Origin of the sequence: Streptomyces sp. NPDC002328 (assembly GCF_042890065.1) — a bacterium.
Taxonomy (GTDB): Bacteria; Actinomycetota; Actinomycetes; order Streptomycetales; family Streptomycetaceae; genus Streptomyces.
Map to the genome: position 1 here is coordinate 17,236 of NZ_JBIARQ010000013.1, position 25,569 is coordinate 42,804.

General features: G+C 73.1%; 22 protein-coding genes and 1 pseudogene. 7 read left to right on the forward strand and 16 right to left on the reverse strand.

Going from position 1 to position 25,569, the window contains the following annotated elements:
* Window positions 1-94 precede the first annotated feature (94 nt).
* A complete protein-coding gene (locus tag ACFYX4_RS27935; RefSeq protein ID WP_389339055.1) occupies window positions 95-2,449 on the forward strand; it encodes a SpoIIE family protein phosphatase in 2,355 nt (784 codons plus the stop codon).
* A 116-nt stretch (window positions 2,450-2,565) separates the two neighbouring features.
* On the forward strand, window positions 2,566-3,540 hold the full coding sequence (locus tag ACFYX4_RS27940) for a TauD/TfdA dioxygenase family protein (protein WP_389339057.1): 975 nt from the start codon (window positions 2,566-2,568) through the stop codon (window positions 3,538-3,540).
* 42 nt (window positions 3,541-3,582) lie between these two features.
* Here ACFYX4_RS27940 and ACFYX4_RS27945 read toward each other — a convergent pair whose 3' ends face one another.
* A complete protein-coding gene (locus ACFYX4_RS27945; protein WP_389339059.1) occupies window positions 3,583-4,611 on the reverse strand; it encodes an LLM class flavin-dependent oxidoreductase in 1,029 nt (342 codons plus the stop codon).
* A gap of 68 nt (window positions 4,612-4,679) precedes the next feature.
* The gene (locus tag ACFYX4_RS27950; RefSeq protein ID WP_389339061.1) at window positions 4,680-6,185 is read right to left on the reverse strand and encodes a metallophosphoesterase family protein; all 1,506 of its coding nucleotides are present in this window, start codon (window positions 6,183-6,185) and stop codon (window positions 4,680-4,682) included.
* 602 nt (window positions 6,186-6,787) lie between these two features.
* Here ACFYX4_RS27950 and ACFYX4_RS27955 point away from each other — a divergent pair.
* Window positions 6,788-7,093 (forward strand): annotated as a pseudogene (locus ACFYX4_RS27955) (M4 family peptidase); the annotation flags it as partial.
* 72 nt (window positions 7,094-7,165) lie between these two features.
* Here ACFYX4_RS27955 and ACFYX4_RS27960 read toward each other — a convergent pair.
* From ACFYX4_RS27960 to ACFYX4_RS27975, 4 genes are all read right to left on the reverse strand, one after another.
* Window positions 7,166-8,359 carry a glycoside hydrolase family 64 protein gene (locus ACFYX4_RS27960; protein ID WP_389339063.1) on the reverse strand — a complete coding sequence of 398 codons (1,194 nt, stop codon included), beginning with the start codon at window positions 8,357-8,359 and terminating at the stop codon, window positions 7,166-7,168.
* Between the two features lie 144 nt (window positions 8,360-8,503).
* Complete coding sequence (locus tag ACFYX4_RS27965) at window positions 8,504-9,259, reverse strand: dienelactone hydrolase family protein (RefSeq protein ID WP_389339065.1); 756 nt, start codon at window positions 9,257-9,259, stop codon at window positions 8,504-8,506.
* A gap of 147 nt (window positions 9,260-9,406) precedes the next feature.
* The gene (locus ACFYX4_RS27970; RefSeq protein WP_389339067.1) at window positions 9,407-10,027 is read right to left on the reverse strand and encodes an L-threonylcarbamoyladenylate synthase; all 621 of its coding nucleotides are present in this window, start codon (window positions 10,025-10,027) and stop codon (window positions 9,407-9,409) included.
* A gap of 51 nt (window positions 10,028-10,078) precedes the next feature.
* Window positions 10,079-10,690 carry a TetR/AcrR family transcriptional regulator gene (locus ACFYX4_RS27975; protein ID WP_389339069.1) on the reverse strand — a complete coding sequence of 204 codons (612 nt, stop codon included), beginning with the start codon at window positions 10,688-10,690 and terminating at the stop codon, window positions 10,079-10,081.
* Between the two features lie 247 nt (window positions 10,691-10,937).
* Between ACFYX4_RS27975 and ACFYX4_RS27980 the strand changes: the two genes are divergently transcribed.
* Window positions 10,938-12,425 (forward strand): helix-turn-helix domain-containing protein, encoded by a 1,488-nt coding sequence (locus tag ACFYX4_RS27980; RefSeq protein ID WP_389339071.1) that lies wholly within the window; start codon window positions 10,938-10,940, stop codon window positions 12,423-12,425.
* 148 nt (window positions 12,426-12,573) lie between these two features.
* On the opposite strand, the gene ACFYX4_RS27985 is transcribed toward ACFYX4_RS27980, so the two are convergent.
* Genes ACFYX4_RS27985 through ACFYX4_RS28010 form a run of 6 tightly spaced genes read right to left on the reverse strand, consistent with a single transcriptional unit; the run spans window position 12,574 to window position 18,051 of the window.
* On the reverse strand, window positions 12,574-13,824 hold the full coding sequence (locus tag ACFYX4_RS27985) for a cytochrome P450 (RefSeq protein WP_389339073.1): 1,251 nt from the start codon (window positions 13,822-13,824) through the stop codon (window positions 12,574-12,576).
* A complete protein-coding gene (locus ACFYX4_RS27990) occupies window positions 13,821-15,059 on the reverse strand; it encodes a cytochrome P450 (protein ID WP_389339075.1) in 1,239 nt (412 codons plus the stop codon). The genes ACFYX4_RS27985 and ACFYX4_RS27990 overlap by 4 nt, the downstream gene beginning before the upstream one ends.
* The gene (locus ACFYX4_RS27995; protein ID WP_389339077.1) at window positions 15,056-15,688 is read right to left on the reverse strand and encodes an ATP/GTP-binding protein; all 633 of its coding nucleotides are present in this window, start codon (window positions 15,686-15,688) and stop codon (window positions 15,056-15,058) included. Before ACFYX4_RS27995 ends, ACFYX4_RS27990 begins: the two co-directional genes overlap by 4 nt.
* Window positions 15,660-16,064 (reverse strand): DUF742 domain-containing protein, encoded by a 405-nt coding sequence (locus tag ACFYX4_RS28000; RefSeq protein WP_389339079.1) that lies wholly within the window; start codon window positions 16,062-16,064, stop codon window positions 15,660-15,662. Before ACFYX4_RS28000 ends, ACFYX4_RS27995 begins: the two co-directional genes overlap by 29 nt.
* Window positions 16,061-16,483, reverse strand: coding sequence for a roadblock/LC7 domain-containing protein (locus tag ACFYX4_RS28005; protein ID WP_389339081.1), 423 nt, complete (start codon window positions 16,481-16,483; stop codon window positions 16,061-16,063). The genes ACFYX4_RS28000 and ACFYX4_RS28005 overlap by 4 nt, the downstream gene beginning before the upstream one ends.
* Window positions 16,480-18,051 (reverse strand): sensor histidine kinase, encoded by a 1,572-nt coding sequence (locus ACFYX4_RS28010; protein WP_389339083.1) that lies wholly within the window; start codon window positions 18,049-18,051, stop codon window positions 16,480-16,482. Before ACFYX4_RS28010 ends, ACFYX4_RS28005 begins: the two co-directional genes overlap by 4 nt.
* Window positions 18,052-18,523: 472 nt before the next feature.
* On the opposite strand from ACFYX4_RS28010, the gene rox reads away from it, so the two are divergent.
* Window positions 18,524-19,984 (forward strand): rifampin monooxygenase, encoded by a 1,461-nt coding sequence (gene rox / locus ACFYX4_RS28015; RefSeq protein ID WP_389339085.1) that lies wholly within the window; start codon window positions 18,524-18,526, stop codon window positions 19,982-19,984.
* Window positions 19,985-20,051: 67 nt separating this feature from the next.
* Here the strand turns inward: rox and ACFYX4_RS28020 are convergent, their stop codons facing one another.
* The 3 genes from ACFYX4_RS28020 to ACFYX4_RS28030 form a co-directional block, all read right to left on the reverse strand.
* The gene (locus ACFYX4_RS28020; protein WP_389339087.1) at window positions 20,052-20,519 is read right to left on the reverse strand and encodes a hypothetical protein; all 468 of its coding nucleotides are present in this window, start codon (window positions 20,517-20,519) and stop codon (window positions 20,052-20,054) included.
* A gap of 149 nt (window positions 20,520-20,668) precedes the next feature.
* On the reverse strand, window positions 20,669-21,037 hold the full coding sequence (locus ACFYX4_RS28025) for an ArsR/SmtB family transcription factor (protein WP_389339089.1): 369 nt from the start codon (window positions 21,035-21,037) through the stop codon (window positions 20,669-20,671).
* Between the two features lie 154 nt (window positions 21,038-21,191).
* Window positions 21,192-21,566 (reverse strand): hypothetical protein, encoded by a 375-nt coding sequence (locus ACFYX4_RS28030; RefSeq protein WP_389339091.1) that lies wholly within the window; start codon window positions 21,564-21,566, stop codon window positions 21,192-21,194.
* 227 nt (window positions 21,567-21,793) lie between these two features.
* Between ACFYX4_RS28030 and ACFYX4_RS28035 the strand changes: the two genes are divergently transcribed.
* Complete coding sequence (locus ACFYX4_RS28035) at window positions 21,794-22,246, forward strand: flavodoxin family protein (protein WP_389339093.1); 453 nt, start codon at window positions 21,794-21,796, stop codon at window positions 22,244-22,246.
* A gap of 27 nt (window positions 22,247-22,273) precedes the next feature.
* Here ACFYX4_RS28035 and ACFYX4_RS28040 read toward each other — a convergent pair whose 3' ends face one another.
* Window positions 22,274-22,729 carry a hypothetical protein gene (locus ACFYX4_RS28040; protein WP_389339095.1) on the reverse strand — a complete coding sequence of 152 codons (456 nt, stop codon included), beginning with the start codon at window positions 22,727-22,729 and terminating at the stop codon, window positions 22,274-22,276.
* 459 nt (window positions 22,730-23,188) lie between these two features.
* Here ACFYX4_RS28040 and ACFYX4_RS28045 point away from each other — a divergent pair, with 459 nt between their 5' ends.
* On the forward strand, window positions 23,189-25,459 hold the full coding sequence (locus tag ACFYX4_RS28045; RefSeq protein ID WP_389339097.1) for a M4 family metallopeptidase: 2,271 nt from the start codon (window positions 23,189-23,191) through the stop codon (window positions 25,457-25,459).
* Window positions 25,460-25,569: the final 110 nt, after the last annotated feature.

Genomic DNA, 25,569 nt, shown 5'->3' on the forward strand with positions numbered 1-25,569 from the left:
CCCCTCCTGAGCGGGCCGGAACCCCGTCGCTCCACGGGTCCGGGGCCCCGCCGCGCGGTTGATGCGGCGGGACAAAGGGACCATTCTGGACGACATGGAGCAAGTCGTCGCCGTGGCGGTCGTCGATGCCCGGGGCATCGTGACGGGCTGGAGCGAGGGTGCCCGGCTGCTGACCGGCTACGCGGCCGAGGAGGCGGTGGGCCGACTGGCGGCCGAACTGCTCGCCGACGCCCTCCCGGCGCGCACGGACGGGGCCTGGACCGGCCCCGTCGTCGTACGCCACCGCGACGGCGACCCGGTCACCGTCACCGTGTCCGCCTGCCCCGTCCTCGGCCCCGGCGGCAGGCCCGCGGGCCTCACCCTCACCGCCGTCCCGTCCCCCGAGACGGAGTCCAGCCTCGCCGGACTCGCCTTCCAGCAGGCCTCCATGTCGATGTCCGTCTTCGACCCCCGCCAGCGCTATCTCCGCCTGAACGGCGAGGCCTGCCGGGTCATGGGCGTACCCGAGGAGGTGCTGCTCGGCCGGCACTTCCCGGAGACCGTCGAGGACGCCAAGCACAGCCGGGGCTTCAACTACCACCTGCGTCAGGTCGCCGAGACCGGCCGGCCGGTCCGCTACGAGAGCTTCACCGGCGCGCCCTCCCTCAACCGGGAGCACGCCTGGAGCATCGAGATGTGGCCGGTGCGCGGCCCCGACGGCGATGTGCACGGCGTCGCCCTCGCGGCGTTCGACAGCAGCGACCAGTACTGGGCCCGCCAGCGTCTCGCCCTGGTGAACGAGGCGGCGGCCTCCATCGGCACCACCCTGGACGTGGTGCGCACCGCCGAGGAGCTGATCGAACTCCTGGTGCCCGGCTACGCCGACTTCGCCAGCGTCGACCTGCTCGAATGGGTCCTCGGCGCGGACGAGCCGCCCCGGGTGCCGGACGGCGACATCGTGCTGCGCCGGGTCGCCCACGGCTCCGGCACCGAAGGCACCCCCGAGGCGGCCGTCCATCTCGGCGAGACGGACGTCTACCCGCCCTTCTCCCCGCCCGCGCAGGCCCTGCGGCTGGGCCGGGCGGTCCTCAGCCAGGCCGGCGAGCCCGAGTTCATGCGGTGGGTCGCCGAACGCAACGCGCGCGCGCCCCAGGGCCGCCGCCACCGCCGGGGCGTCCACTCCGTGCTCGCGATGCCGCTGCGGGCCCGCGGCACCACGCTCGGCGTCGCGGTGGCCATCCGCATCGCCCACCCCGACGACTACGGCGACGACGACATCGTGCTCGCCGAGGAGGTCGCCAGCCGCGCCGCCGTCTGCATCGACAACGCCCGCCGCTTCGCCCGGGAGCGCACCACCGCCCTCGCCCTCCAGCACAGCCTGCTGCCCCGCGGCCTGCCCGGCCAGGCGGCGGTCGAGGTCGCCCACCGCTATCTGCCCAGCGGCTCCACGGCCGGCATCGGCGGCGACTGGTTCGACGTCATCCCGCTGTCCGGCAGCCGGGTCGCCCTCGTCGTCGGCGACGTCGTCGGACACGGCATCCCGTCCTCGGCGACCATGGGCCGCCTGTGCACCGCCGTGCGCACCCTCGCCGACGTGGACCTGCCGCCCGACGAGCTCCTCACCCACCTGGACGACCTCGTCACCCACCTGGCCGCCTACGACGACGGGAAAGGCAGCGACGACGACGTGGCGGAACTCGGCGCGACCTGCCTCTACGCCGTCTACGACCCCGTCACCCGGCGGCTCACCGTGGCCGCCGCCGGCCACCCGGCCCCGGCCGTCGTCCTGCCCGACGGCGACGCCCGCATCATCACCATGACACCGGGCCCGCCGCTCGGCGTGGGCGGCCTGCCCTTCGAGGCCACCGAGCTGGAACTCCCCGAGGGCGCCGTCGTCGCCCTCTACACCGACGGCCTCGTCGAGGACCGCGACCGCGACCTCGACCGCGCCACCGCCGAACTGTGCAGCGCGCTCACCGCGCCCGCCGCCACCCTCGACGCCCTGTGCGACACGGTCCTCAAGGCGGTCCTCCCCGAGGAGCCCAGCGACGACGTCGCCCTCCTGCTGGCCCGCACCCGCGCGCTCGGCGCCGACCAGATCGCCACCTGGGACGTGCCGCCCGACCCGGCCGAGGTCGCCGCCACCCGGCAGGCCGCGAGCGAACAGCTCACCGCGTGGGGCCTGGAGGAGACCGCCTTCGTCACCGAACTCGTCGTCAGCGAACTCGTCACCAACGCCATCCGCTACGGCGCGGCCCCCATCCAGCTCCGGCTGATCCGCGACCGCACCCTCATCTGCGAGGTCTCCGACGGGAGTTCCACCTCCCCACACCTGCGCCGCGCCCACGCCTTCGACGAAGGGGGGCGCGGACTCCTCCTGGTCGCGCAGCTCACCCAGCGCTGGGGCAGCCGCCAGACGACCCCAGGCAAGACGATCTGGTGTGAGCAAACCCTCCCGCCCCCGCTGTGACGACCCGCCTTCGCCATGATTGACCGGCCGGACGTGCGGGGGAGGTAGTCGGAGGGCGGCGGCGACCGCGCCCACGAGGGCGGCACCCGGCCGCGCCGACGACGATCGGAGCACGCATGACGACGGACAGCCGGACGACCGACGAGGCCGCGCGGGCGGCCGGAGTGGAGGTGAACCCGGTCGCCGGGCACATCGGCGCCGAGATCACCGGAGTCGATCTGGCCGACGGCCTGGACGACGTGCAGACGGCCGCGATCAGGGCCGCGGTCCTGCGCTGGAAGGTGGTGTTCTTCCGCGGTCAGAAGCTCGACCACGCCGGACACCTGGCCTTCGCCCGCCGGTTCGGCGAGCCGGTGGTCCTGCGCAAGCGCGGCAGCGCCTCACCGCCGGACTTCCCCGAGATCGAGACCACCGCCGACCGGCTGGAACTGGGCGGCAAGTTCGGCATGGACCACGAGGAGTGGCTCCGTCGCCGCCGGCACACCCTGCTGCGCGGCTGGCACTGCGACCACGGCGCCCGTGTCGACCCGCCGGCCGCGACGATCCTGCGCGCCGAGACCGTGCCCCCCTACGGCGGCGACACCACCTGGTCCAACCTGGCCGTCGCCCACGCCGGACTCTCCGCGCCGCTCAGGGAGTTCGTGGACGGCCTGCGCGCCGAACACCGCCTCGGCGTCGGCTACCAGACCCGCCCCGGCGACGACGCCTACGCCCGCCACCTCCTCGACCACCAGGTGGCCACCGAGCACCCCCTGGTACGCGTCCACCCCGAGACCGGCGAGCGGATCCTCTCCGTCAACGGCTACTACGTCGAGCAGATCACCGGGCTCTCCCGCCCGGAGAGCGCGGCGATCCTGGAACTGCTCCTCGAACAGGCGACCAGGCCCGAGTACACGGTCCGCTTCCGCTGGGAGCCGGGCAGCGTCGCCTTCTGGGACAACCGCGCCACCATCCACCTCGCCCCGAGCGACAACGCCCACCTGGACTTCCCCCGCACCATGCACCGGGTGATGCTCGCCGGGGACGTGCCGGTCGGCGTGGACGGCAGGCCGTCGCGACCGGTCACCGGCACCGAGCCCGGCCGCTGGTGACGCCAGGCGTCAGTCAGCCGTCAGCCGTCAGGCATCCGGCCGTCAGGCTTGCGGCCGCCGGCCGAGGGCCGGGCCCAGCTTCGTCGCGATGTCGGTGAGGATCTGCACGTAGTCCTCGTGCTCGAAGGTGAACGGCAGCGCGAAGGCGACCTCGTCGACCTCGCGGAACGCGGCGTGCGCGTGCAGGAGTTCGGCGATCTCCGCGGAGGTGCCGACCAGGTCGGGGGCGAACAGCAGCCGCGCCGGGCCCTGCGGGGACGTCGTGCGCGGGAGCCGCTTCAGTGCGAACTCCTCGTACTTCGCGCGCTGTTCGGGCGTGGCGGAGTCCGTCGGGACGACCACGAGGCCCTGGGAGACCCGGGCGGCCTCGCCGTCGGGGTGGGCGGCGCGGAAGGCCCGGATGTGGGACAGCTGGATCTCGGCGAAGTCCCGTGTGTCGTCCGGCCCTTCGGCCTTGACGACGCTGCTGGTGAGGAAGTTCATGCCGTGCTCGCCCGCCCACCGGGCGGAGTCGAGACTGCCCCCGCCGTACCACATGCGGCGGCCCAGGCCGGGGGAGTGCGGCTGCACCCGGTCGGAGAAGGTCTCGAAGCCCACGGCCCCGCTGACGTCGGACGCCGGCTCGCCGCGTACGAGGTCCAGCAGCCGCCGCACCCGCCCGTACCCGAAGTCCTCGGCGTCGGCCGTGTCCGGGTACAGGGCGTCCTTGACCTGGTCGAAGTGCATCGGCGGGCCGACGCTCACCCCCGGATTGAGCCGGCCTCCGGACAGGACGTCGACGGTCGCCAGGTCCTCTGCCAGCCGCAGCGGGTTCTCCCAGCCCAGCGGGATCACCGCGGTGCCCAGCTCGATCCGGCTCGTGCGCTGCGAGGCCGCCGCCAGGACGGCGACGGGGGAGGAGATGCCGTACTGGAGGTGCCGGTGGCGCACCCACGCGCTGTCGAAGCCGAGACGCTCGCCCAGCTCGATGATCTCCAGCGTGGTCTCGTGGCCCCGGCGCGGATCGGCCCCGTCGAACAGGCCGATGGTGAGGAAGCCCAGCCTGCGCAACGGACGTGAGGTGGGCGGCACGGACTCCTCCAGCGGTCGCACGTCGGTTCTGCCGCCGATTGTGTCAGCCGAACATTGCGGGCGTGTGATCAGATCAGCGGGACGGTGACCTCGTCCTCGACGGGCGGGTCCAGTTCCTGCGCGCGGTTGCCGGTGGCCGCGTGGCAGCGCAGCCGGACGCTCTCCGGTGAGACGTCCAGACGCAGGAAGCACTTGAAGAACGGCGGGCTGTACGTCGCCGAACTCGGCGAGAACAACGAGGTGTAGATCTTCCGCACCGGCAGCCGGAACCGCGCCGAGCGGTCGGGACGCCGTCCGGCCCCCAGCAGGCTCGCCACCAGCCGGATCCGCCGGGTGAGCCGGACCTCGCCGCCCGGCGCGCGCGTCGGCGGGATGCCGAGCCGTTCGGCGATCACGGCCGTGGCCTCGGCCTCGGTGAGCCGGAAGAAGCGGGGCAGCCGCAGCCGGCGGCCGTACAGGCGGCTGTAGAAGGCGAGCGAGTCGCCGCGCAGCGGGTAGCAGCGGAAGTCCGCCTCGGTGACGCCGCCGACGTCGACGCGCTTGATGGTGTGCGTGGCGTGCATGAACGCCCCGCCGCCGCCCGCGACGACGTACTGAAGTGTGCGGCCGTCCTCCAGACGCACCGGATAGCGCTGGTAGTTGTGGATGTCGCCGCCGATCGCCGCCACGTAGCGGTGGGCCGGGTCGCGCACGATCTCGTCGACCGTGCCGCCGCCCTCGACGGGGCACGGGTGGTGCTCGCCGTCCACGTACAGGGGCGAGCCGGTGATGAGGATCTTCGGCCGCGGTCCGCGCGACACCTCCCGCAGCCACGCGCCCTGTTCGGCGTCCACGGTCCCCAGCAGGCCCGTGTCGATGCCGATGATCCGCACCGGCCCGGAGTCGATCGCCCAGTACGGCCCCGGCTGCACCGCCTGTTGGGCGGCAGCGGCACGCAACGCCCGTGCTTCGTCGAGGCGTTGGCCGTCTCCGGGGCGCGGCCGGTGCCACAGCAGCTCGCGCAGCCAGGCGCGGGTGAGGGGGCGGGGCCGGGGCTCGGCGGGCAGGGGCGGGGCGTCGTCGCAGAAGACGCGCATGAACGCGCCGAGGTCCTCGTACCAGTCGTGGTTGCCGGGTATCGCGTAGATCGGCGCGCGGTAGTCCTGGTACGGCCGGAAGAACTTGTCGTCGTAGTCGTCCGCACTGCCGACGGGATAGATCACGTCACTGGCCAGCACGGCGAAGCTCGTGTCCTGACCGACCTTCAGCAGCCCTGGCACGACGGCGTATTGGGGATCGTCGCCCTCGCCGGTGTCACCGATGACCATGAAGGAGAAGCGGTCCGGGTCCGACCGCCGGATCACCTTGTCGGCCGGGGCCCCGGCCGCGGCCCGCTGGGCCACCCACCGCCCACGCGTACGGCCCGTGGGATCCCCGAACCAGGACGCCAGCACGCCGTTGCGTGCCGCCCACAGCATCTTGGGGTCCAGCCACGAGATCTTCTCGACCTTGCCCGGCATGAGCCGCTGGTAGGAACCGCGCTCGGAGCCGACCCAGCCTGCGCCTTCGGCGTTGTCGCGTGAGGAGTTGACCACCGGTGCACCGTAGCAACGATCTAGATGCATTGCCCCGCAGGGTCGTTGACGCCCCCTGAGCACCGGGTTGGTCCGTACCGAGGGATAACCCTTGAAGCACCGGCGACTGGATGACATGGCCAGGACAAGCCTGTCATTCTCCCACCCAACTGCCGGGCGCACCCGGCACGGTGCCCCCCCCACACCGCACGACCCCGCACGCCTCAGCTCGTCCCGGACAGCACACCCGGCTGCCCGGTCTGTCACCGGCCGCCCCGCGGCCGCCGCAGTAGGAGGTACGAGTGAGACCCAGCCGTTCCTCTGGACTGAGCGTGGTTGAGCCTGCTCAGCCGCACGCGGCCGGAGGCGACGGGGAGGCCGTGAACCATCACTCCGGTGGAGCAGGGGCCCCGCACGCCGACACCGAACCCGGCGTCCGAGATCGCAGCATCACGCCAACCCAGTCGGACCAGCGCCTTGCAAGCCCGCAGGGCGACGACCACACGATCGAGCTGATTCGGCCTCGCGCGGACCCGATGGCCATCAGCGCCCCACCCTTGCCCACGCACCACGGCCGGAGTCGCACCGGATTCGGCCGCCGCCCTGCCCACCGGTTGCGTCCTGGAGGTGCGGGCAGATGCCAAGCCCGCAGCGCCCTGCGCACCACCTGGACCGCGAGCACCGGCGTGATCACCGACTCCAGCAGTCAGGCCGCCCGCACCGGCTCCTACAAGGCCTGGCTCGACGGCTACGGCTCGGCCCACAGCGACACGCTGTCGCAGTCCAACGCGGCCTCCGGCTACACGCAGAAGTCCTTCAGCCTCGGCTCCTTCGCGGGCAGCACCGTGACGCTGAAGTTCACCGGCGTCGAGGACGCCCCCCTCCAGACCAGCTTCGTCGTCGACGACACCGCCGTGACGACCGGCTGACCAGCCCCCCACGGGCCGACGTCCCGCGCACGGATTCCCTCCGTGCGCGGGACGTCGCCGTTCCACCGTCCGTCAGCTGAACGGGTCCAGCGTCAGATACGCCTGGCGCGGCGAGCCGTCGTGCACGAGCGACTCGTGGTGACCGACGTCGTCGAAGGCGAACGCGTACGCCTTCCCGTCGGCCGTCCGCTCGTGGATCGCGCGGGCGTAGTGGTTGGTCACCGCGTCCCGGTAGAAGTTCGCCGAGGAGGCGTCCGGCTGGTTCGGGTTGCTCAGCAGCGTCGACCGGTTGAAGCCCGCGCACAGGGTGCGCGAGATCGGCCCGCGCACCAGGTCGTTCGGCGCGTCCAGCAGGCGGTGACAGCCGAAGACGCTGTCGGCGTCCGGCTTCTGGAAGCTCGTCACGACGGCTCCGGCGCTGTTGGTGAAGTTCATGACTCCGCCCGCCACCCGGCCGAAGTACTTCGTGGCCGGCTGGTCCGCGAACGGCGTCACCGTCAGGGTCGTCGTCGCGTACTTCTGCCAGACGCGGTCGACGTAGTCGTCCATGACGGACCGCGGCAGCGCCCCGGTCTCCACGCCGTAGAGCGGGGAGAGCGCGCGCAGGACGGTGCCGTCCGGCCGGGTCTGGATCAGGTTCCCCCAGCCGCCGGACTGGGCGCGCAGGGCGGCGAAGAAGCCGTTGTAGCCGCCCGGCTTCAGCCGTCCGGTGCTGACCGTGCTGCCGTCGGAGCGCTGCACGCCGACCGCGTACGGCGCGGAGAACATGTCGACCTGGGTGCTGTTCAGCCACAGCCCGGAGTCGTTGAGGGTGTACTCCGACCAGTTGAAGAGGATATTCCGGTTGGGGTCGCTCGGGTTCTGCACGGCCGGCTGCACCAGTCCGCCGGTGGTGAGCCGGAACACGATCTTCTGGCCGTAGGAGAAGTAGACCCGACCGGAGAACTTGGGGATGCGGATCGTCTTGGACTGGCCGGCGGCCGGTCCCGGGATCGAGGCGTCGGGCGCGGGGGTGGGCGGGTTGCCGCCCGCGGGCCACGCGTGGAACGTGCCGTTCGCGTCGGCCCAGCCCTGCCGGCCGGTCGACAGCTGGGTGCCGAGGTTGTAGACGTACAGGGCGTCTCCGCGGCCCGAGTTGTTGGTGATCTTCAGCGGGATCGTGTCGGGGACCGCGGCCTGCGCCGGTGGTCCGAGGGTGAGCAGTGTGCCGGCCAGGGCCGCGGCTCCCGCCGCCGTCGCCAGTCGGGACCTGAGGGTGCGCAGCACTCTCCACCTCCGTGCGGGTAGGCCTGTGGGGTTGGTCCGTACCTGAGAGCGCTCTCAAAGTCGCATCGGGGTGTGGGCATGTCAATGACTCGCGCACGAAGAAGCGCCCGCGACCCGACGGTCACGGGCGCCCGGGGCAGGGGATCAGAACGTGCGCTTCAGCAGGTCCAGCAGCGCCGCCCAGTGCCGCTCCGCGCCCTCCTCGCTGTAGGCGGCGGTGTCGGCCTGGGTGAAGCCGTGGCGGGCGCCCTCGTACACCTCGCAGCGGTGACGGACGCCGGCCTCGGTGAGCGCCTGCTCCAGGCGCTCGATCTGCTCCGGCGGCAGGGACGGGTCGTCGTCGGCGTGGCCGAAGTACAGCTCGGCGGTGACGCGGCCGGCCACCAGGTGCGGGCTGTCCGGCGCGTCGGTGGCGAGCCGCCCGCCGTGGAAGCCGGCCGCCGCGGCCACCCGGTCCGGGTAGGAGCCCGCGGTCAGCAGCGAGAGCCGCGCCCCCATGCAGTACCCCGTCAGCGCGACGGGGCCGTCCGCGACGAGCGGGCTGTCCGCCAGCCATCGCAGATACGCGCCGGCGTCCCGCACGGCCAGTTCGTCGGTCAGGGACCGCATCACCGGGCCGAGCCTCTCGAAGATCTCCGGGCGGGCCGAGGGGTCGATGAACTCGGGCAACTCCACCACGGGAGCACGGCCGTGACGGTAGAACACGTTGGGGACCAGCACCGTGTGACCCGCCTCGGCGATCCGGTCGGCCATCGCCCGCAGATGCGGACGCAGCCCGAAGGCGTCCTGGTACAGCAGCACGCCGGGGCGGGGCGATCCGTCACCGGGATGCGCCAGATAGGCGTCCGCGACGCCGTCCTCGGTGGGGATGTCCACGGCGGTTCCCTGTACGGAGGTCATGGGGCGCCTCTCTGCGCGGTTCACGGGGCGGGCGGCGAGCCCGCCCGGCGGGGCCGGAACGGCCGGCCGCGCTCATCGTTGCACGCACCATCCGTCCGGCCGCGCGGGCCACCCGCCCCGTATACCGGCCCTTTGCCTTCGCGTGGGTCACTCGAAGCGCGAGGCGTCCCCCGCCCCGTGCCGCACGATCTCCGCCTCGCCGCCGGAGAAGTCGATGACCGTCGTCGGCTCGGTGCCGCAGTCCCCGGAGTCCAGCACCCCGTCCACCACGTGGTCGAGCCGGTCCTTGATCTCCCAGCCCTGCGTCATCGGCTCCTCCTCGCCGGGCAGCAGCAGGGTGCTCGACAGCAGCGGCTCGCCCAGCTCGGCGAGCAGCGCCTGCGTGACGACGTGATCGGGGATGCGCACGCCCACCGTCTTCTTCTTCGGATGCTGGAGCATGCGCGGCACCTCCTTCGTCGCCGGGAGGATGAACGTGTAGCTGCCGGGCGTCGTCGCCTTGATCGCGCGGAACACGTCGTTGTCCACCCGCACGAACTGGCCGAGCTGCGCGAAGTCCTGGCACACGAGGGTGAAGTGGTGCTTGTCGTCGAGCTCGCGGATGGCCCGGATCCGGTCGACCCCGTCCCGGCTGCCGATCCGGCAGCCGAGCGCGTAGCAGGAGTCCGTCGGATACGCGATGAGCGCGTCCTCCCGGATGGCGGCCGCGACCTGTCCGATGGTGCGCGGCTGGGGATTGTCGGGGTGCACGTCGTAGTACTTCGCCATTGCCCGAGCTTATGCCGTGCCGGGCGGAAGGCACCGCGCGGGCCCTCGGGCTCACGGACTCTCCGGGCCGGAATCGCCCAGCAGGTGCGTCCAGCTGTCCGCCAGCAGCGTCAGCGCCACCGCGGAGTCCGTGTCCCAGCCGTGCCGCATCCAATGCCTGGCCAGCTGGTCCAGCTGCGTCAGCGCGAGGAAGCCCCGCATGTGCCGGGACGCCGGATCGAAGCGGCCCGCCCGCGTCAGCCCCGCCTCCATCTCGGCGACGACCTCCTCGAACCACTGGTCCACCAGCTTGCGCAGCTCCGGCTCGACCACCGCCGCCTCGTGCGCGGCCAGGACGTACGGGCGGATCCGGGGCCACTGCCGCGCCGTATCGCGCAGCCACGCCTCGATGCCGTCCCGGTCGCCCCGGCGGATCACGCCCGCCAGCCTCCCGGCCTCCGGCTCCCCGCGCCCCAGCAGCTCGTCCAGCTCCGCGACGAGCGCCTTCATCAGCGCCGCCCGGGAGGGGAAGTAGGCGTAGAACGTCACCCGAGTGGTGCCCGCCGCCTTGGCGATGTCGTCGACCGTCGTCCCCGCGTAGCCCCGCTTCTCGAACAGCTCCAGCGCCGTCGACAGCAGCAGCCGGCGGGTCATCTCCTTCTGTGCGGCGCGCAGATTGGCCACGGCAGACGCTCCAGGTCGACTGCGAAGGGGCCGCTGACCTGCGAGGTCGCGCCCCCGGTGGACGTCCACATCGTACGCCACGAGGGCCGGCGGCGATCTGTGCCGAGCGGCCGCTTACGCCCGTTCCCGGCGGGCCCCGCCCCGCGCGACGGACCCCGGCGGCGTGCACACGCAGGTGAGGTAACGTCCCCGACCGATATGACTGGTTCGGCCCGCAGCGGGCCCTGAGGGACAGGAGAGCGCCGACATGGCTGGCGGCCGGGACGACGAGTACCGTCACAGGCACAGGACGGAAGACGCCGATCCGACATGGGCGCAGGAACTCCTCGACCATCTGCGCCCCAGCGGACGCGACGTCCGCAGGATCGTCGACTGGCTCGCGGCCACCGTCGACGCGACCGTCTCCCTGTGCGACGACAGCGGCGCCCCGCTCGCCGGACGGCCCGTGCCGCAGGACGCGGGGCTGACCGCGGACGTCCTCGCCGGCCGCATCGCCTCCGCCGCCTGGCAGGGCGACGGCCGCCACCTGCGGCTGGTCCGGGTCGAACTCCCGCCGCCCGCCGCCGTCGGCGTGCTCACCGTCGCCCGCACGGCCCCCTTCGACCGGCGCGCCTCCGACGTCGTCACCCACACCGCGGCCGCCCTCGAACTCCTGCTGCGCGCCGAACGCACCGCCGCCACCGGACACCGCCTCGCTCGCGCCACATCCGACCTGCGGCTGGCCATCCTCCAGCTGCTCATGGTCGAGGACACCGTCGCCGCCCGCCGGGTCGCCGCCGGACTGTGGCCAGGCCTCCTCGACACCGACATCGCGAGCGTGTACGTCGTCGAGAGCACCCCCGAGGAACGCGACCGGCTCGCCGAGGCCTGCCTCGCCGCCACCCGCGACCGGGCCCTCGTCGTGCGCTGCCCCGCCATGGACGGCCACGTCATCGTCGTCACCCCCTGCGACACCGCCGGCGGCGAACTGCGCGGCCTGTGCGGCCGGCGGCCCGGCACCTACCTCGGCGGGAGCGCCCCGCAGAGCCTCGCCCACACCGCCACCGCCTACGGACAGGCCGTCAGCGCCCTCGCCGTCGCCCGCTTCCGCCCCGACCACACCGCCGTCTACGCCGAACGCACCCACCCCGAACGCCTGATGGACCCCGCCGTGCTGCGCGCCTGGACCACCCGGCTGCTGCGCCCGCTCGACGCCCTCCCGCACCACACCCGCGCCGAACTCCTCGCCACCACCCGGCTCGGCCTGGAGTTCACCGCCGTCAACGCCGCCAAGATCATGGGCGTCAGCCGCAACACCGTGCGCGCCCGCATGGAACGCGTCGAGAGCTACCTCGGCGCCGACTTCTCCGACCTCACCGTCCGCGCCGGCGTCCACCTCGCCCTCAACGCCCAGTTCGGCCAGGCCGAGTCCGGCCCCGCCGCCCCCGCCCGGTTCGACGACGTGCTCGCCTCGCCCGCCCTGCACACCTGGGCCGACGACCTCCTCGCCCGCCTCGACAGCGACAGCCGGGACCTGCGCCGCACCCTGCGCGCCTGGATCGCCGCCGGCGGCAACGCCGAACGGGCCGCCCACCTGCTCGGCGTGCACGCCCAGACCGTCCGCGAGCACGTCCGCAGCGCCGAACCCGTCCTGGAACGCCAGCTCCTGGCCGCCGGCAGCGATCTCTACGAGGTCGTCCTCGCCTGTCTGACCACGGGAGCCCTCGACCGGCCCGCCCTGCACCAGGCGGAATAGGGCCATCCGGACTCACCTGTGCACAGGTGAGTCCTCGCGGAGCCCGAGCGGGCATCAGCACGATTCCCAAGCGGAGCGCCCGGCACGTAAGTTCGAGGAGCCGCGGGGGTGCGACCGGAACGGGGGACCGGTCGACCCCCGCGCGCCGTCACGCGCGCGTGCGGACCGGGATCTCCTGCCAGCCGAAGGCGATGAACGACGGCACCTGCCGGAGCCCCTCGTCGCCGGCGTCCAGCCGCAGCTCCGGGAACCGGTCGAACAGCGCGGGCAGCGCCGTCAGCGCCTCCATCCGGGCCAGCGGGGCGCCGATGCACCGGTGCACCCCGATCCCGAACGCCAAATGGTCGTCCGCGCCCCGCGCCGCGTCGAAGACGTCCGCGTCCGCCCCGTAGTGCGCCGGGTCCAGCCCCGCCGCCGCGTACGTCGTGATGATCGCGTCCCCGGCCGGGATCGTCACGCCGCCCACCTTCAGGTCGCTCACGGCGAACCGCAGCGGCAGCGAGGCGATCGACGGGTGCACCCGCAGCGTCTCGTCCACGACCGCGTCCCAGCCGGTCTTCCCGGCCCGCACCGCCGCCAGCTGCTCGGGCCGCTCCAGCAGCGCCACCACCGCGTTGCCGATCAGGTTCACCGTCGTCTCGAACCCGGCCCCGATCACCAGCAGCAGCGTGTACACCAGCTCCTCGTCGCTGAGCCGGTCCCCGTCCTCGTCGCGCACCCGGATCAGCTCGGTCGTCATGTCGTCGCCGGGATGCTCGACCTTGTGCGCGACGAGCCCGCCGAGCACCGCGCCGATCTGCTCCTGCACGAACGCGGCGTGCTCCGGGCTCGGGTCGGAGGTGTCCATGATGGCCGCGATCAGCCGGGCCGTGGCCCCCCTCAACTCCTCCGGCACACCGAACAGTTCGCAGATGATCCGCAACGGCAGCGGGTGCGCGAAGGCGGCCTTCAGATCGACCGCGGCACCGTCCGCGCCGCGCTCGTCGAGCTCGTCCAGCAGCTCCGCGGTGATCGCCTCCACCCGCTCCCGCAGCGCCTCGGTACGCCGGTGCGTGAAGCTCGGCGCGACCAGTTTGCGCAGCCGCGCGTGATCGGCGCCGTACGTGGAGAGCATGTTGACCACGCCCACCCAGCCGAGGATCCAGCCCCAGGACGGGTGCTCGCCGATCTCCGGCCACAGCCGCCAGTGCCGGCGCGGGTCCTTGCTGACCCGCGGGTCGAGGATCAGCTCCTTCAGCGTGTCGTACCCGGTGGGCGCCCAGGCCGGGATGCCGCCCGGCAGCTCCACGGGGACGAGCGGGCCGAGGGCGCGCAGCCGGGCGCTCTCGGCCGGGATGTCGCCGCCCAGCGGGTCGAGGACGAAGCGGTCGGTGCGGTCGGTGCGGTCGGTCACGGTCACGACGGAACTCCTGGCTGGTCGGGGGAGCGTGGACTGAAACGGACGGGCAGGGCGGTCAGCGAACGGTGGAACGGACCCGGCCGCCAGCTGAGCCGCTCGCGCGGCAGCACCGGGTCCAGGTCGGGCAGCCACTGGGTGAGCCGCTCGATCGCCTCGGTGACCAGCAGCAGCGTGTGCTGCTTGACCGGGCAGGTGTGCGGCCCCGCGCCCCACGACAGATGCGAGGCGTCGTTCGGGCGCCGGCCGCCTGAGTCGTCCCGTTCGGCGAAGTGACCGAGCGCCCCGTACGACACCACCACCGGCACCGCGGTGCGCAGCCACACCCCGTGGAAGGACACCGGCCGGCGCGCGTAGTAGACGCCGTAGTTCGCCAGCGGCGTCTCGTGGTGCAGCACCTCCACCACCGCGTCCATCACCGGACGCGCGCCGCTGGTGAGGGTGGAGTAGTAGTCCGGGTTGCCCAGGATCCGGGAGAGGGTGTTGGACACCAGGTTCGCGGTCGGCTCGTACCCCGCCCCGAGGGTGAGGAACACCTGCCAGGTGACCTCCTCGCGGGTCAGCCCCGCCGGATGGTCCAGCAGCCGGCTCGGCAGGTCGTCGCCGCGCTGCTCCGCCTTGGCCGCGATCAGCTCCAGCACGTAGCCGGCGTACTCCGCCTCGCCCTCGACGGCGTCGGCGCCGCCCTCCATCATCTTGCCGAGGCCCGCGTCGAGCCGGTCGCCCTGGCTGTCCGGGAGGCCGAACAGGTCGTTCAGCACCAGCGCCATCAGCGGCCGGGAGAACTCCGCGACGAGATCGGCCTCACCGCGCGGTCCGAACCGGCCGGCCAGCAGCCGCACCGCGCGGTGCACCCGCGCCCGCAGATCGTGCGGTTCCACCAGGTCGAACACGTCGATCAGGGTGGTGCGGTAGCGGACATGGGCGGCGCCGTCGGCGAACAGGGCGTTGGGCCGCCACCGCATCATGCCCAGCACCGGCGAGTCGGCGGGGACGGTCTCCTCCCACGCGCGCGGGTCGTGCGAGAACGCCTCCGTGTCGTGCAGCACCTCCAGCGCGGCCCGCCGGTCCGTGACCACGTACGCCGGCACGCCCGGCGCCAACTCCGCCCAGCCGACGGGCCCCTGGGCGCGCAGGGCCGCGTAGTAGCGGTGCGGGTCCGGCGCGAAGCCGTCCTCCCACAGCCGCACGGGGGCCGACCGGGAGAAGTCGTGCCGGTCCGGAGGATAGGCGGTCACCGGGCCTCCGCCGGGTCACGGGCGATCAGATGGTCCACCAGCGCCAGCAGCGCGTCGATCGAGGAGTTCGCGTCCCGCGCGTCGCACGTCACCATCGGCGTGCCCGCCTCCAGGTCCAGGGCCCGCCGCAGCCGCTCCTCGCCGTAGTGGCGGGGCGCGTCCGGGAACGCGTTGAAGGCGACCGCGTACGGCAGCCCGCTGTCCTCCACCAGCCCCAGCACGTCGAACGACGCGTCCAGCCGGCGGCTGTCGACGAGGACGAGCGCGCCGAGCGCCCCGTAGGCGATGTCGTCCCACAGCGAGCGGAAGCGCTCCTGGCCGGGCGTGCCGAACAGGTACAGCACCACCCCGCCGGGCAGGCTGATCCGCCCGAAGTCGATGGCGACCGTCGTCGTCGCCTTGTCCCGCACCCCGGCCAGGTCGTCCACGTCCGCGGACGCCTCGCTGAGGTGCTCCTCGGTGTGCAGCGGCCGGATCTCGGACACCGAGTCGATCAGGGTCGTCTTGCCCACGCCGAACGGCCCCGCGACGAGGATCTTCACCAAGTCCCGTGCGGTGTCGGGGAGATGGACGTCTCCGGCGTGATCCGCCGGACGGGCGCTAGGGGTGCTTGAGGGCGCGGAGGCCATCGGCCACTCTCTTCAGCAGGTCGGGGTCGAAGCGTTCGGCGGGCGGGATCGGCGCGCGCATGCGGACGAGGTCCCGGTCGGCGAGATCGGCCGCGAGGACGCGCACCGCCGAGACCGGCAGCCGGAGCAGCGCCGCCGCCTCCACCACCGTCAGCGAGCCGCCCTCCAGGGCGTCCAGCAGGGCGAGCCCGGCTGCCGGCGGCCCGGCGGCGGGCAGCCCCGCCGACGGCGCCCCGGGGGGTGCGGCGGGCGGCGGGGGCTCGTCGCTGCGGTAGAGCACCGACAGCCGCTCCAGCTGGGGACGGCTGGGCCTGGCCACCCCGCCGGTCGACAGGTACGCGGGCACCAGGGGACGGCCGGCCGGGCGGCCGGTCATGCCGGAGCGTTGTCGTCGGCTCCTCGGGGCGCGGCCGTCATGGCCTTCTCGCCGAGCCGCGCCACCTGCGAGTGCACCCGGTGCGCCAGCAGGTCGAGACGCACCTCGCCGTCGCCGTAGGCGGCCACGCAGGTGCCGTGGTCCGTCGGCACGATCAGGACGTAGCCGTGGTCCGACTCGATGACGATCTGGCGCACCTCGGCCCGCTCCCGGTCGGCGAACGCCGCCGCCGCGGTCCGGCACGCCCCCTGCACGGTGCTGGTGATCGCGGCCACCCGCTCGGCCGACGGCTGCGACAGCGCGTCGGTGTACCCCGTCACGAGCCCGTCGCGGGTCAGCATCACGGCGGCCACCACGTGGGGCACCTGGAGGATCGGCTCCAGGACCCATGCGGTGTCGCCCGTGTTGCGGCTGGTCATCGAGCCGCTCCTCCTTCTTGGTCTGCGTGGTCTGCGTGGTCTGCGTTGTCGGTGTGGCTTGTGTGGTCGTCGGGGTGCTCGGTGTGCTCGGTGTGCTGCGAGATGTCGATGTTCTGTGTGGCGTCGGTGGGGTCGGCCGGGCCGTCCTGAGCGTCGGCGGGTGCGGCACCGGCGCGGGCCGCCGCCGTTCCGGACTGGAGCGCGCCCAGCGCCGCCGCGGCCTCCTCCGGGCTGCGCTCCGGCCGTCGCGCCACGGGCTGTTCCGCCGGGGCGGGCCGTTCCGCCGGGGCGGCGGCGCGGGAGCGGCGGCGGCGCTGCGGCAGCCCGTCGGCGTCGCGGGGGCCGTGGTCGGACGGCGTGTCCTGGGCGTCGCCCTCGGTGCCGTACGCGTGGGCGGGGGTGGTCGGTTCCTCCGAGGCCGAGGCCGAGGCCGGGGTCGGGGCCGTCGTCGGGGTCGGGGCCGTCGTCGTGCGGGAGGCGTCCGTTCTGCCGGGCGTGCGGGTGGTGCGCGGGGCGCTCGCCGCGGGCGGGCGGTCGGCCGGGTCGAGGTGGCTCAGCAGGTGGGTGCCGACGCGCAGCACCGCGCGCACCCCGCCGTACGGGGAGGCCGAGGAGACGTCGACGCTCAGGTCGAACTGCCGGGTCAGCCGGCCGATCGCGGCGAGGCCCATCCGGGGCGGATCGCCCAGGTCGGTCAGCAGGATGGGCGTGTCCCCGGCCACTAGCCGCTGCGCGCGGTCGCGTTCGTCGCGGGTCATGCCGAGGCCCGCGTCGTCGACGGTGACGCACACCCCGTGGTGGACGTGCTGGAGACTGACCACGACGTCGGTGTCCGGCGAGGAGTGCCGCAGGGCGTTGTCGAGGAGTTCGGCGACGATGATGGCGACGGGCTCGACCGCGTGCGAGACGAGGGCCGTGCCGGGCTCCAGATGGTTGTGGATCTGCACGCGGTGGTAGCCGGCGAGCCGGGCCTGGCCGCCGGTGACCGCGTCCACGAGGTGCGACTCCTCGCGCGCCAGCCCCACCCAGGCCCCGCACACCACGGCGGCGACCTGAGCGCGGCGCAGCGACTGCTCGTTCTCGTGGTCGAGTTCGAACAGCGTCTGGGTCAACTCGGGTTCGTCGTAACGTTGTTGCAGACCGCGCAGGGCGTCCTGGAGCCGGTACAGGGCGGCCTGGATCTCCCGGGTGGCGCCGCGCATGCCGGCCTGCGCCGCCGCGTCCACCCGGGTGCGCTGTTCGACGACCTCGCCCTGGAGCGCCAGCAGCACGTTCTCCAGGGCGATGCCCACGGGGGTGCCGACGGTCAGCGGCTGGAGCGGGCCGGGCACGTCGACGTGCGGATGGGCCACCTGACGGGCCGCGGCGGGCACGCGCCGCGCCGCGAGATGCTCGATCTCCGCCGTGAACGACCTGAAGGAGCCGTCGAGTTGGGTGCGCAGTGCGGCGATCTCCGCTCGCTGCCGGGTCTGCTGCCGTCGTGACCGCAGCAGTCCGCCGCCGAGGGCGAGCGCGGACAGTGTCCCGACGGCGAGGCCGCCGGCCACCAGGTCCGGTAATTCGATCATCGATTCGGTTCCAGGAAGGGTCGGACGTTCCGGGGAGCGGGAGGGCAGGGGCGGGGCCCGGCGTTCCGGCCGGTCACCCGCAGCACAGTACACACCGTCGTTGATCGATCTCGCCCGGTCCGGTGAGACTTGACTCCGAAAGTGATCGGTAGTTGAGCGGTTCTGCGGTGAGTGTCGGAATTGCCGTAGGGATCAGACGAGTTGGGTCCGCTCGGTTCCGTCCGGAAACCGACTCCGCCCGGCCTGCCCGGTCACCCGGTCTGCCTGGTCCCGGCTCCCGGCTTCCGGCTCCCGGACAAAACAAAGGGCAAGGAGCTCATCCGCTCCTCGCCACTCTCAACGTATAGCGCACCGGGGGGCTTGCGGCAAGGCCCGGTCGGTGGCGCAGAATCTGCGACCGAAGCCAGGACCTGCGGGAACGCATCCGAGGGAAACACCCGAAGGCAACACCCGAGGGGAACAAGGGGGACTCATGATCGACGTGATCGTGGCCGGCGGCGGGCCGACCGGCCTGATGCTGGCCGCGGAGCTGCGGCTGCACGGCGTGCACACGGTCGTGCTGGAGAAGCTGACCGAGCCGACCGGGCAGTCCCGGGGCCAGGGCCTGCACGCGCGCAGCGTCGAGATGACGGACCAGCGCGGACTGCTCGACCGGTTCCTCGCGGTCAGTGAGAAGTTCCAGGTCGGCGGGCTCTTCGGCGGCATCGTCAAGCCGTGGCCGGAGCGGCTGGACACGGCGCACCCGTACGGGCTGGCCACCCCGCAGCCGATCACCGAGCGGCTGCTGACCGAGCGTGCCCTCGAACTCGGCGCGGAGATCCGGCGCGGCTGCGAAGTGGTCGGGCTGAGCCGGCCCGACGCGGGGGACGGGGTGGGTCCGGCCGACGAAGAGGGCGGCGTGACCGTCGAGTTGGCGGACGGCGCCCGGCTGCGCTCGCGCTACCTCGTCGGGTGCGACGGCGCCCGCAGCACGGTGCGCAAGGCGCTCGGCGTGGGTTTCCCGGGCGAGCCCGCCACCGTCGAGACGCTGCTCGGCGAGATGGAGCTGACCGAGGACCCGGCGACGATCGAGGCCGTCGTCGCCCGAGTGCGCACCACCCAGCTGCGGTTCGGGGCCGCGCCGCTCGGCGACGGGCTGTACCGCGTCGTCGTGCCCGCCGAGGGAGTGGCCGAGGACCGCACGGCGCCGACGACCCTCGACGAGTTCCGCGAGCGGCTGCGGGCCGTCGCCGGCACCGACTTCGGCGCGCACGCGCCGCGCTGGCTCTCCCGGTTCGGCGACGCCACCCGGCAGGCCGAGCGCTACCGGGTCGGCCGGGTGCTGCTGGCCGGCGACGCGGCGCACGTCCACCCGCCGACCGGCGGGCAGGGGCTCAACCTCGGCATCCAGGACGCGTTCAACCTGGGCTGGAAGCTGGCCGCCGCGGTCCACGGCTGGGCCCCGGAAGGCCTGCTGGACAGCTACCACGCCGAACGGCACCCGGTGGGGGCCCGCGTGCTGGAGAACACCCGCGCGCAGATCACGCTCCTGGGGACCGACCCGGGCGCGACCGCGCTGCGCGAGCTGTTCTCGAAGCTGATGGACTTCGAGGAGGTGAACCGGTACGTCACCGGGATGATCACCGCGGTCGGGGTCCGCTACGACTTCGGCGAGGGCCACGAACTCCTCGGCCGGCGGCTGCGGGACGTGGAACTGAAGCGGGGCCGCCTCTACGAGCTGATGCACGGCGGCCGGGGCCTGCTGCTCGACCAGACCGGCGGACTCTCGGCGACGGGCTGGACGGACCGGGTCGACCACGTCATCGACGTCAGCGAGGAACTGGACGTCCCCGCGGTCCTGCTCCGCCCGGACGGCCACGTGGCGTGGGCCGGCGAGCACCAGGAAGAGCTGCTGCCGCACCTGCACAAGTGGTTCGGCACACCAACACCCTGAACACCCCCACCGACGCGCCCCTGACTGACCCCCGAGCCGCACGACTCGCCCCCGACTCGGCGAGGCCTCACCCGCCCGGCGGTGGAGTCAGTGCGGTCAGTGTGCCGTTGGCCTCGCGCAGGGCCAGTTCCAGGGGGCCGGGGGCGTGCAGGGCGCCGGTGCCGTCCGGGGGGACCAACCACTCCAGGGAGCGGCCCGGTCGGTACGGCGGCGGCACCACGACCCAAGACCCCCGGCGCGCGTGCCGCAGTCCCGCCCCGATCCAGCGGCTGTCCGGATCGGGCGGCAGGAAGAACCCCACCCGCCCGGCCGCGGTGTCCACCAGCGTCGGCCCGGGCAGCGGCAGCGACGGCCGCCACAGCAGGTCCATGGTGAGCAGGCCCAGCCGGTCGGGCACGCTGAGCACGTCCCAGAAGCGGCCCGCCTCCAGCAGGGCGATCCCGTCGCCCTGGTCCCACTCCCGCTTGCAGACCCGAGGGTCCCTCGCCGCGGCGGCGAGCCACTCCACGCCGCGCGCCCACATCCGATCGCTCATCGCCGGCTCCGTGTGAGGCCCCCCGCCGGCCGCATGCCGACGGGGCATATGCATGGTGGTGGATATTTCTATGCGGCGGAAGGGGTGCGTCGAGGTACGTCGAGCGCGGCGAGGGGCGGCTGTGGCCCGGGTGCGGCCACGGGGCGGCCTCAGGTGCGGCTGGGCCCGCCCCGCGACGCGGTCAACGGCTCATCCGTCTGACGGAGCTCCGCCAGCAACTCGTTCTGTCCGGCGAGGAGTTCGGTCAGGATGCGGCGGGCCGCCCGCAGCAGCTCGGCGACGTCGCCGCCGGCGAGGGCGTAACTGACGGTCGAGCCCTCGCGGATCGACACGACGATCCCGGACCGGCGCAGCACGGCCAACTGCTGGGAGAGGCTGGACGGTTCGATCTCGATCTCGGCGAGCAGGTCCCGTACCGCCACCGGGCCGCCCTGGAGCAGCTCGAGGACCCTGATGCGCACGGGGTGGCCGAGCATGCGGAAGAACTCGGCCTTGGCCTGGTAGAGGGGCACCTGCATGGTCGGTCGCACGCTCCCTGCCGCTACTTGGTCCTGCGTCGTGTCGATCCTGGCGACTGAGGGGTCCGCACACCCCGCTGATGCACTGATGTGGATGTGCCGAGTTGAAGAAATTTTCACATCATGGGCATGCGAAGCCGCCGAGGAGGTCCGTCTACACCTCCAGCTCCGTCTCGATCCGCTTCAACTGGTGGCGGGCCATGGCGAGATTGGAGCGCTCGCGGTCCAGGACGAGGTAGATGAACAGACCGCTGCCCTGGCGGCCCTTCAGCAGCCGGATGAGGTGGTACTGACTGCCGAGGGTGATCAGGATGTCCTCGATGTCGCTCGTCACCCCGAGGTGCTCCATGGTGCGGACCTTGGCGCGGATCACGTCGGTGTTGCCCGCCGCCGCGACGTTGAGGTCGAGTTCCTTGCCGCCGCCGAGCGTGCCCAGCGCCATGCCGCTCGTGTAGTCCACGACGGCCGCGCCCAGCGCCCCCTCGATCATGGTCATCGTCTCCTTCAGGGAGATCTCCACATTCGCCAAGGCGACTCCTCCTGCCCGTTGCACGGGACCGGGCTCCTCCGGCCCCGCTCCTGCCCCGAACGTACGGAGACGACGGCGGGGGACGGTGAAGCGCTCCGGGACTGGCGCAAGACGGTTCGAAAGAGAGAGAACGCGAATCACTTTCTGATCGCGAACACACGAAAATCGTCCGAACGCCCAGCGGCGCTGCTTGCGGCGGGCCGGGGGAGCGGGCAGGGTTCCGTCCCGTGGCCACCTTGCTGATCGTCCATCACACGCCCTCGCCGAACTGTCAGGCGATGTTCGAAGCGGTCGTCTCGGGCGCGACGACGCCGGAGATCGAGGGCGTGCGCGTGGTGCGCCGGGCCGCCCTCGCGGCCACGGCCTCCGACGTCCTGGAAGCCGATGGCTACCTGCTGGGCGCGCCCGCCAACCTCGGCTACATGGCGGGCGCGCTCAAGCACTTCTTCGACCAGGTCTACTACCCGTGCCTCGACGGCACCCGGGGTCGCCCCTTCGCCTACTACGTGCACGGGGGCAACGACGTCACCGGCGCGGTGCGCGGCATCGAGGCGATCACGACGGGCCTGGGCTGGCGTCGCGCGGCCGATCCCGTCACCGTCACCGGCGAGCCCGGCAAGGCCGACCTGGAGGCATGCTGGGAACTCGGCGCGACGACGGCCGCGGGGCTGACGGAGTGACCGTCGGTCCCGCGGCGGACGCGTCCCTCAGTCCCAGAGCGGATACGTCACCACGCGCTCGAACTGCTCCGGCCGGTCCCCGGTGTACTCCAGGGTGATCCGGCCGTAGCGCTCCACGTCGGCCCGCTTCTCCCAGGGCTTCGGCTCGTCCAGCCGCACGATCACCCGGTACGAGCGGAAGGTCCCCGCGGCGCAGTAGGGCTTGCAGTCGTTGACGGCGTTGATCCCCGTGGCCCGCGCCGAGTCCGCGTCCCAGTGGCTCCACTTCAGCGAGAGGAGGCGGCTGTTGCCGTCGCCGCAGGCCAGGATGAAGTCGGCGGGCCGCACCTGCGGGTCCCAGAGACAGTCGACCAGGACGGGCACCGCGGTCTGCCGTGCGGCGGGCGGCGAGGCGGCCGGCGCGGCCGAGGCCGTGCCGAGCGTCGCGGTGAGTCCGAGCGCCGCAGCGAGCATGACCGCTGTTCTCGTCGTGTGTCCGCGCATGTCCGCTCCCGCACGGTCTGGGGAGCGGCCCTGTCCGCGTCCCGTGGAGGTTCCGTTCCGACGCTACGACGGCCCGCGCACGGGGGCCACTCGAACGGCCCAGCGCCGCGCCGCCCGAGCCGTGCGGCCAGGTGGGGCACAGCTGGATCACAGCGGCCGAAAAGATGTGCCGGTCAGGGTGAACTCCCAGTGGAGCATGGTCATTTCCAGCCGTTGTCTTGGCAGTCTCATGACAAAAATGGGAGTGCGATGTCACGCTGCTGCCGGACGTTCACCGTTCCTTCACGCGGACCGCGTCCACGCCACCCCCCACTTCTCACTCACCCCCCACCTCCCTCAGCCGGACGCCCGCAGACCCGCCCGCCCTGCCGTGCCGCGCGTCCGGGCCGACTCCATCCCGCCGGCCCGCCCCCACATCGGCCCGCATCCCGGGCCGACCGTCGCAGAAGGAGAAGTCCCTTGCCCCGGCGACACCGCCCGCTCCACCGGCGCAGACGCGCCGCAGTCCTCGCCCTCACGACCGTCGGCGCCCTGCTGACCTTCGGCGCCCCCGCCGGCCCGGCCGTCGCGGCCCCCGCCGACCCCGGCCCGGCCAAGATCACCGCCGTCCCGCGCGAGGGCGCCGCCCCCGTCGCCCTCACCCCCGCCCGCCGGGCCGCGCTGGTGCGCGGCGCACAGGCCGCGTCCGCCACGACGGCCGTCCGGCTGGCCCTCGGCGACCGCGAGAAGCTCGTGGCCAAGGACGTCATCCAGGACGCCGACGGCACCACGCACACCCGCTACGAGCGCACCTACGCCGGACTGCCCGTCCTCGGCGGCGACCTCGTCGTCCACGTCCGCGACGGCCGCACCACCGTGACCAAGGCGAGCGAGGCCACCCTCACGCTGGCCTCCCTCACCCCCAAGCTGACGGCCGCGGCCGCCGCCGGCCAGGCGCTCACCACCGCCCAGAACGCCGACGTCGCCCGCGCCGAGACCGAGGGAGCGCCCCGCCTCGTCGTCTGGGCCGGCCAGGGCAAGCCGGTCCTCGCCTGGGAGACGGTGGTCGAGGGCGTCCAGGACGACGGCACCCCGAGCGAACTCCACGTCGTCACCGACGCCTCCTCCGGCAAGGAGATCCTCGCCGCCGAGCACGTCCACACCGGCAGCGGCACCGGCCAGTACAACGGCGCCGTCGAACTCGGCACCACCCTGTCCGGCTCGACGTACCAGCTCGTCGACCCCGGCCGGGCCGGCCAGCGCACCTACGACCTGAACCGGGGCACCTCCGGCACCGGCACCCTGTTCACGGACGACAACGATGTCTGGGGCGACGGCACCCCGGCCGACCGCCAGACGGCGGGCGTGGACGTGGCCTACGGCGCCGCGGCCACCTGGGACTACTTCAAGGACGTGTACGGCCGCAACGGCATCCGCAACGACGGAGTCGCCGCCTACAGCCGCGCCCACTACGGCAACAACTACGTCAACGCCTTCTGGCAGGACGCCTGCTTCTGCATGACGTACGGCGACGGGGCCGGCAACGCCAAGCCGCTCACCTCGCTCGACGTGGCCGCCCACGAGATGAGCCACGGCGTCACCAGCGCCACCGCCAACCTCACCTACGCGGGCGAGTCCGGCGGCCTCAACGAGGCCACCTCCGACATCTTCGCCGCCGCCGTCGAGTTCCACTCCGGCACCACCGCCGACGTCCCCGACTACCTCGTCGGCGAGAAGATCGACATCAACGGCGACGGCACCCCGCTGCGGTACATGGACAAGCCCTCCAAGGACGGCGACTCCCGCGACTACTGGAGCTCGAGCCTCGGCAGCATCGACGTCCACTACTCCTCGGGCCCCGCGAACCACTTCTTCTACCTCCTCTCCGAGGGCAGCGGCGCCAAGACCGTCAACGGCGTCGCCTACGACAGCCCGACCTCCGACGGCAAGGCCGTCACCGGCATCGGCATCGAGAACGCCGCCGCGATCTGGTACCGGGCGCTGACCACGTACATGACGTCCTCCACCAACTACGCCGGCGCCCGCACCGCCACCCTCCAGGCCGCCGCCGACCTGTTCGGCGCCTACACCCCGACCTACCTCGCCGTCGCCGACGCCTGGGCGGGCGTGAACGTGGGCACCCGTATCGCCCTCGGCGTGAACGTCGCGCCCATCGGCACGCAGACCAGCGGCGTCGGCCAGGCCGTCTCCCTCCAGGTGGACGCCTACACCACCAACACCGGCTCCGCCCTCACCTACGAGGCGAGCGGCCTGCCCGACGGTCTCTCCCTCAGCGGGACGGGCCTGATCTCCGGCGTGCCGACCACCACCGGCACCAGCGCGGTCACCGTGACCGTCACCGACGGCACGGGCGCTTCGGTCACCGTCGCCTTCGACTGGCGTGTCGCCTACGTCTACGCCTCCTCGGCCCGCGTCGACATACCCGACGCCGGAGCGGCGGTGGAGTCGCCGGTCACCATCAGCGGCCGTCCCGGCAACGCCTCGTCGGCCACCGAGGTGTACGTCAACATCGTGCACACCTTCCGCGGTGACCTGACGGTCGATCTCGTCGGCCCCGACGGCACCGTCTACTCCCTGCTCAACCGCAGCGGCGGCTCCGCCGACAACGTCGACCAGACCTTCGTCGTCGACGCCTCCGCCCAACCGGTCGACGGCACCTGGAAGTTGCGCGTCCAGGACCGCGCGTCGATCGACGTCGGCCACATCGCGCGCTGGCAGCTCACTCCTTGATGTGACGTCCACTCCCTGATGTGACGTCATGAACCGTCGGGGGGGGGGGGGGGGGGGGGGCGCGGACAGGCCCCCAGGGCGGAGCGAGCACACGCCGGGCGGGGGGGGCG

Excerpts from the sequence above, each read along its gene's own strand:
- ACFYX4_RS28040 (WP_389339095.1), bottom strand. The coding sequence starts at position 22,729 with ATGCGCGGACACACGACGAGAACAGCGGTCATGCTCGCTGCGGCGCTC.
- ACFYX4_RS28025 (WP_389339089.1), bottom strand. The coding sequence starts at position 21,037 with ATGCAGGTGCCCCTCTACCAGGCCAAGGCCGAGTTCTTCCGCATGCTC.
- ACFYX4_RS28020 (WP_389339087.1), bottom strand. The coding sequence starts at position 20,519 with ATGAGCGATCGGATGTGGGCGCGCGGCGTGGAGTGGCTCGCCGCCGCG.
- ACFYX4_RS28000 (WP_389339079.1), bottom strand. The coding sequence starts at position 16,064 with ATGACCGGCCGCCCGGCCGGCCGTCCCCTGGTGCCCGCGTACCTGTCG.
- ACFYX4_RS27995 (WP_389339077.1), bottom strand. The coding sequence starts at position 15,688 with ATGGCCTCCGCGCCCTCAAGCACCCCTAGCGCCCGTCCGGCGGATCAC.
- rox (WP_389339085.1), top strand. The coding sequence starts at position 18,524 with ATGATCGACGTGATCGTGGCCGGCGGCGGGCCGACCGGCCTGATGCTG.
- ACFYX4_RS27940 (WP_389339057.1), top strand. The coding sequence starts at position 2,566 with ATGACGACGGACAGCCGGACGACCGACGAGGCCGCGCGGGCGGCCGGA.
- ACFYX4_RS28005 (WP_389339081.1), bottom strand. The coding sequence starts at position 16,483 with ATGACCAGCCGCAACACGGGCGACACCGCATGGGTCCTGGAGCCGATC.
- ACFYX4_RS27935 (WP_389339055.1), top strand. The coding sequence starts at position 95 with ATGGAGCAAGTCGTCGCCGTGGCGGTCGTCGATGCCCGGGGCATCGTG.
- ACFYX4_RS27980 (WP_389339071.1), top strand. The coding sequence starts at position 10,938 with ATGGCTGGCGGCCGGGACGACGAGTACCGTCACAGGCACAGGACGGAA.
- ACFYX4_RS28010 (WP_389339083.1), bottom strand. The coding sequence starts at position 18,051 with ATGATCGAATTACCGGACCTGGTGGCCGGCGGCCTCGCCGTCGGGACA.
- ACFYX4_RS27970 (WP_389339067.1), bottom strand. The coding sequence starts at position 10,027 with ATGGCGAAGTACTACGACGTGCACCCCGACAATCCCCAGCCGCGCACC.
- ACFYX4_RS27965 (WP_389339065.1), bottom strand. The coding sequence starts at position 9,259 with ATGACCTCCGTACAGGGAACCGCCGTGGACATCCCCACCGAGGACGGC.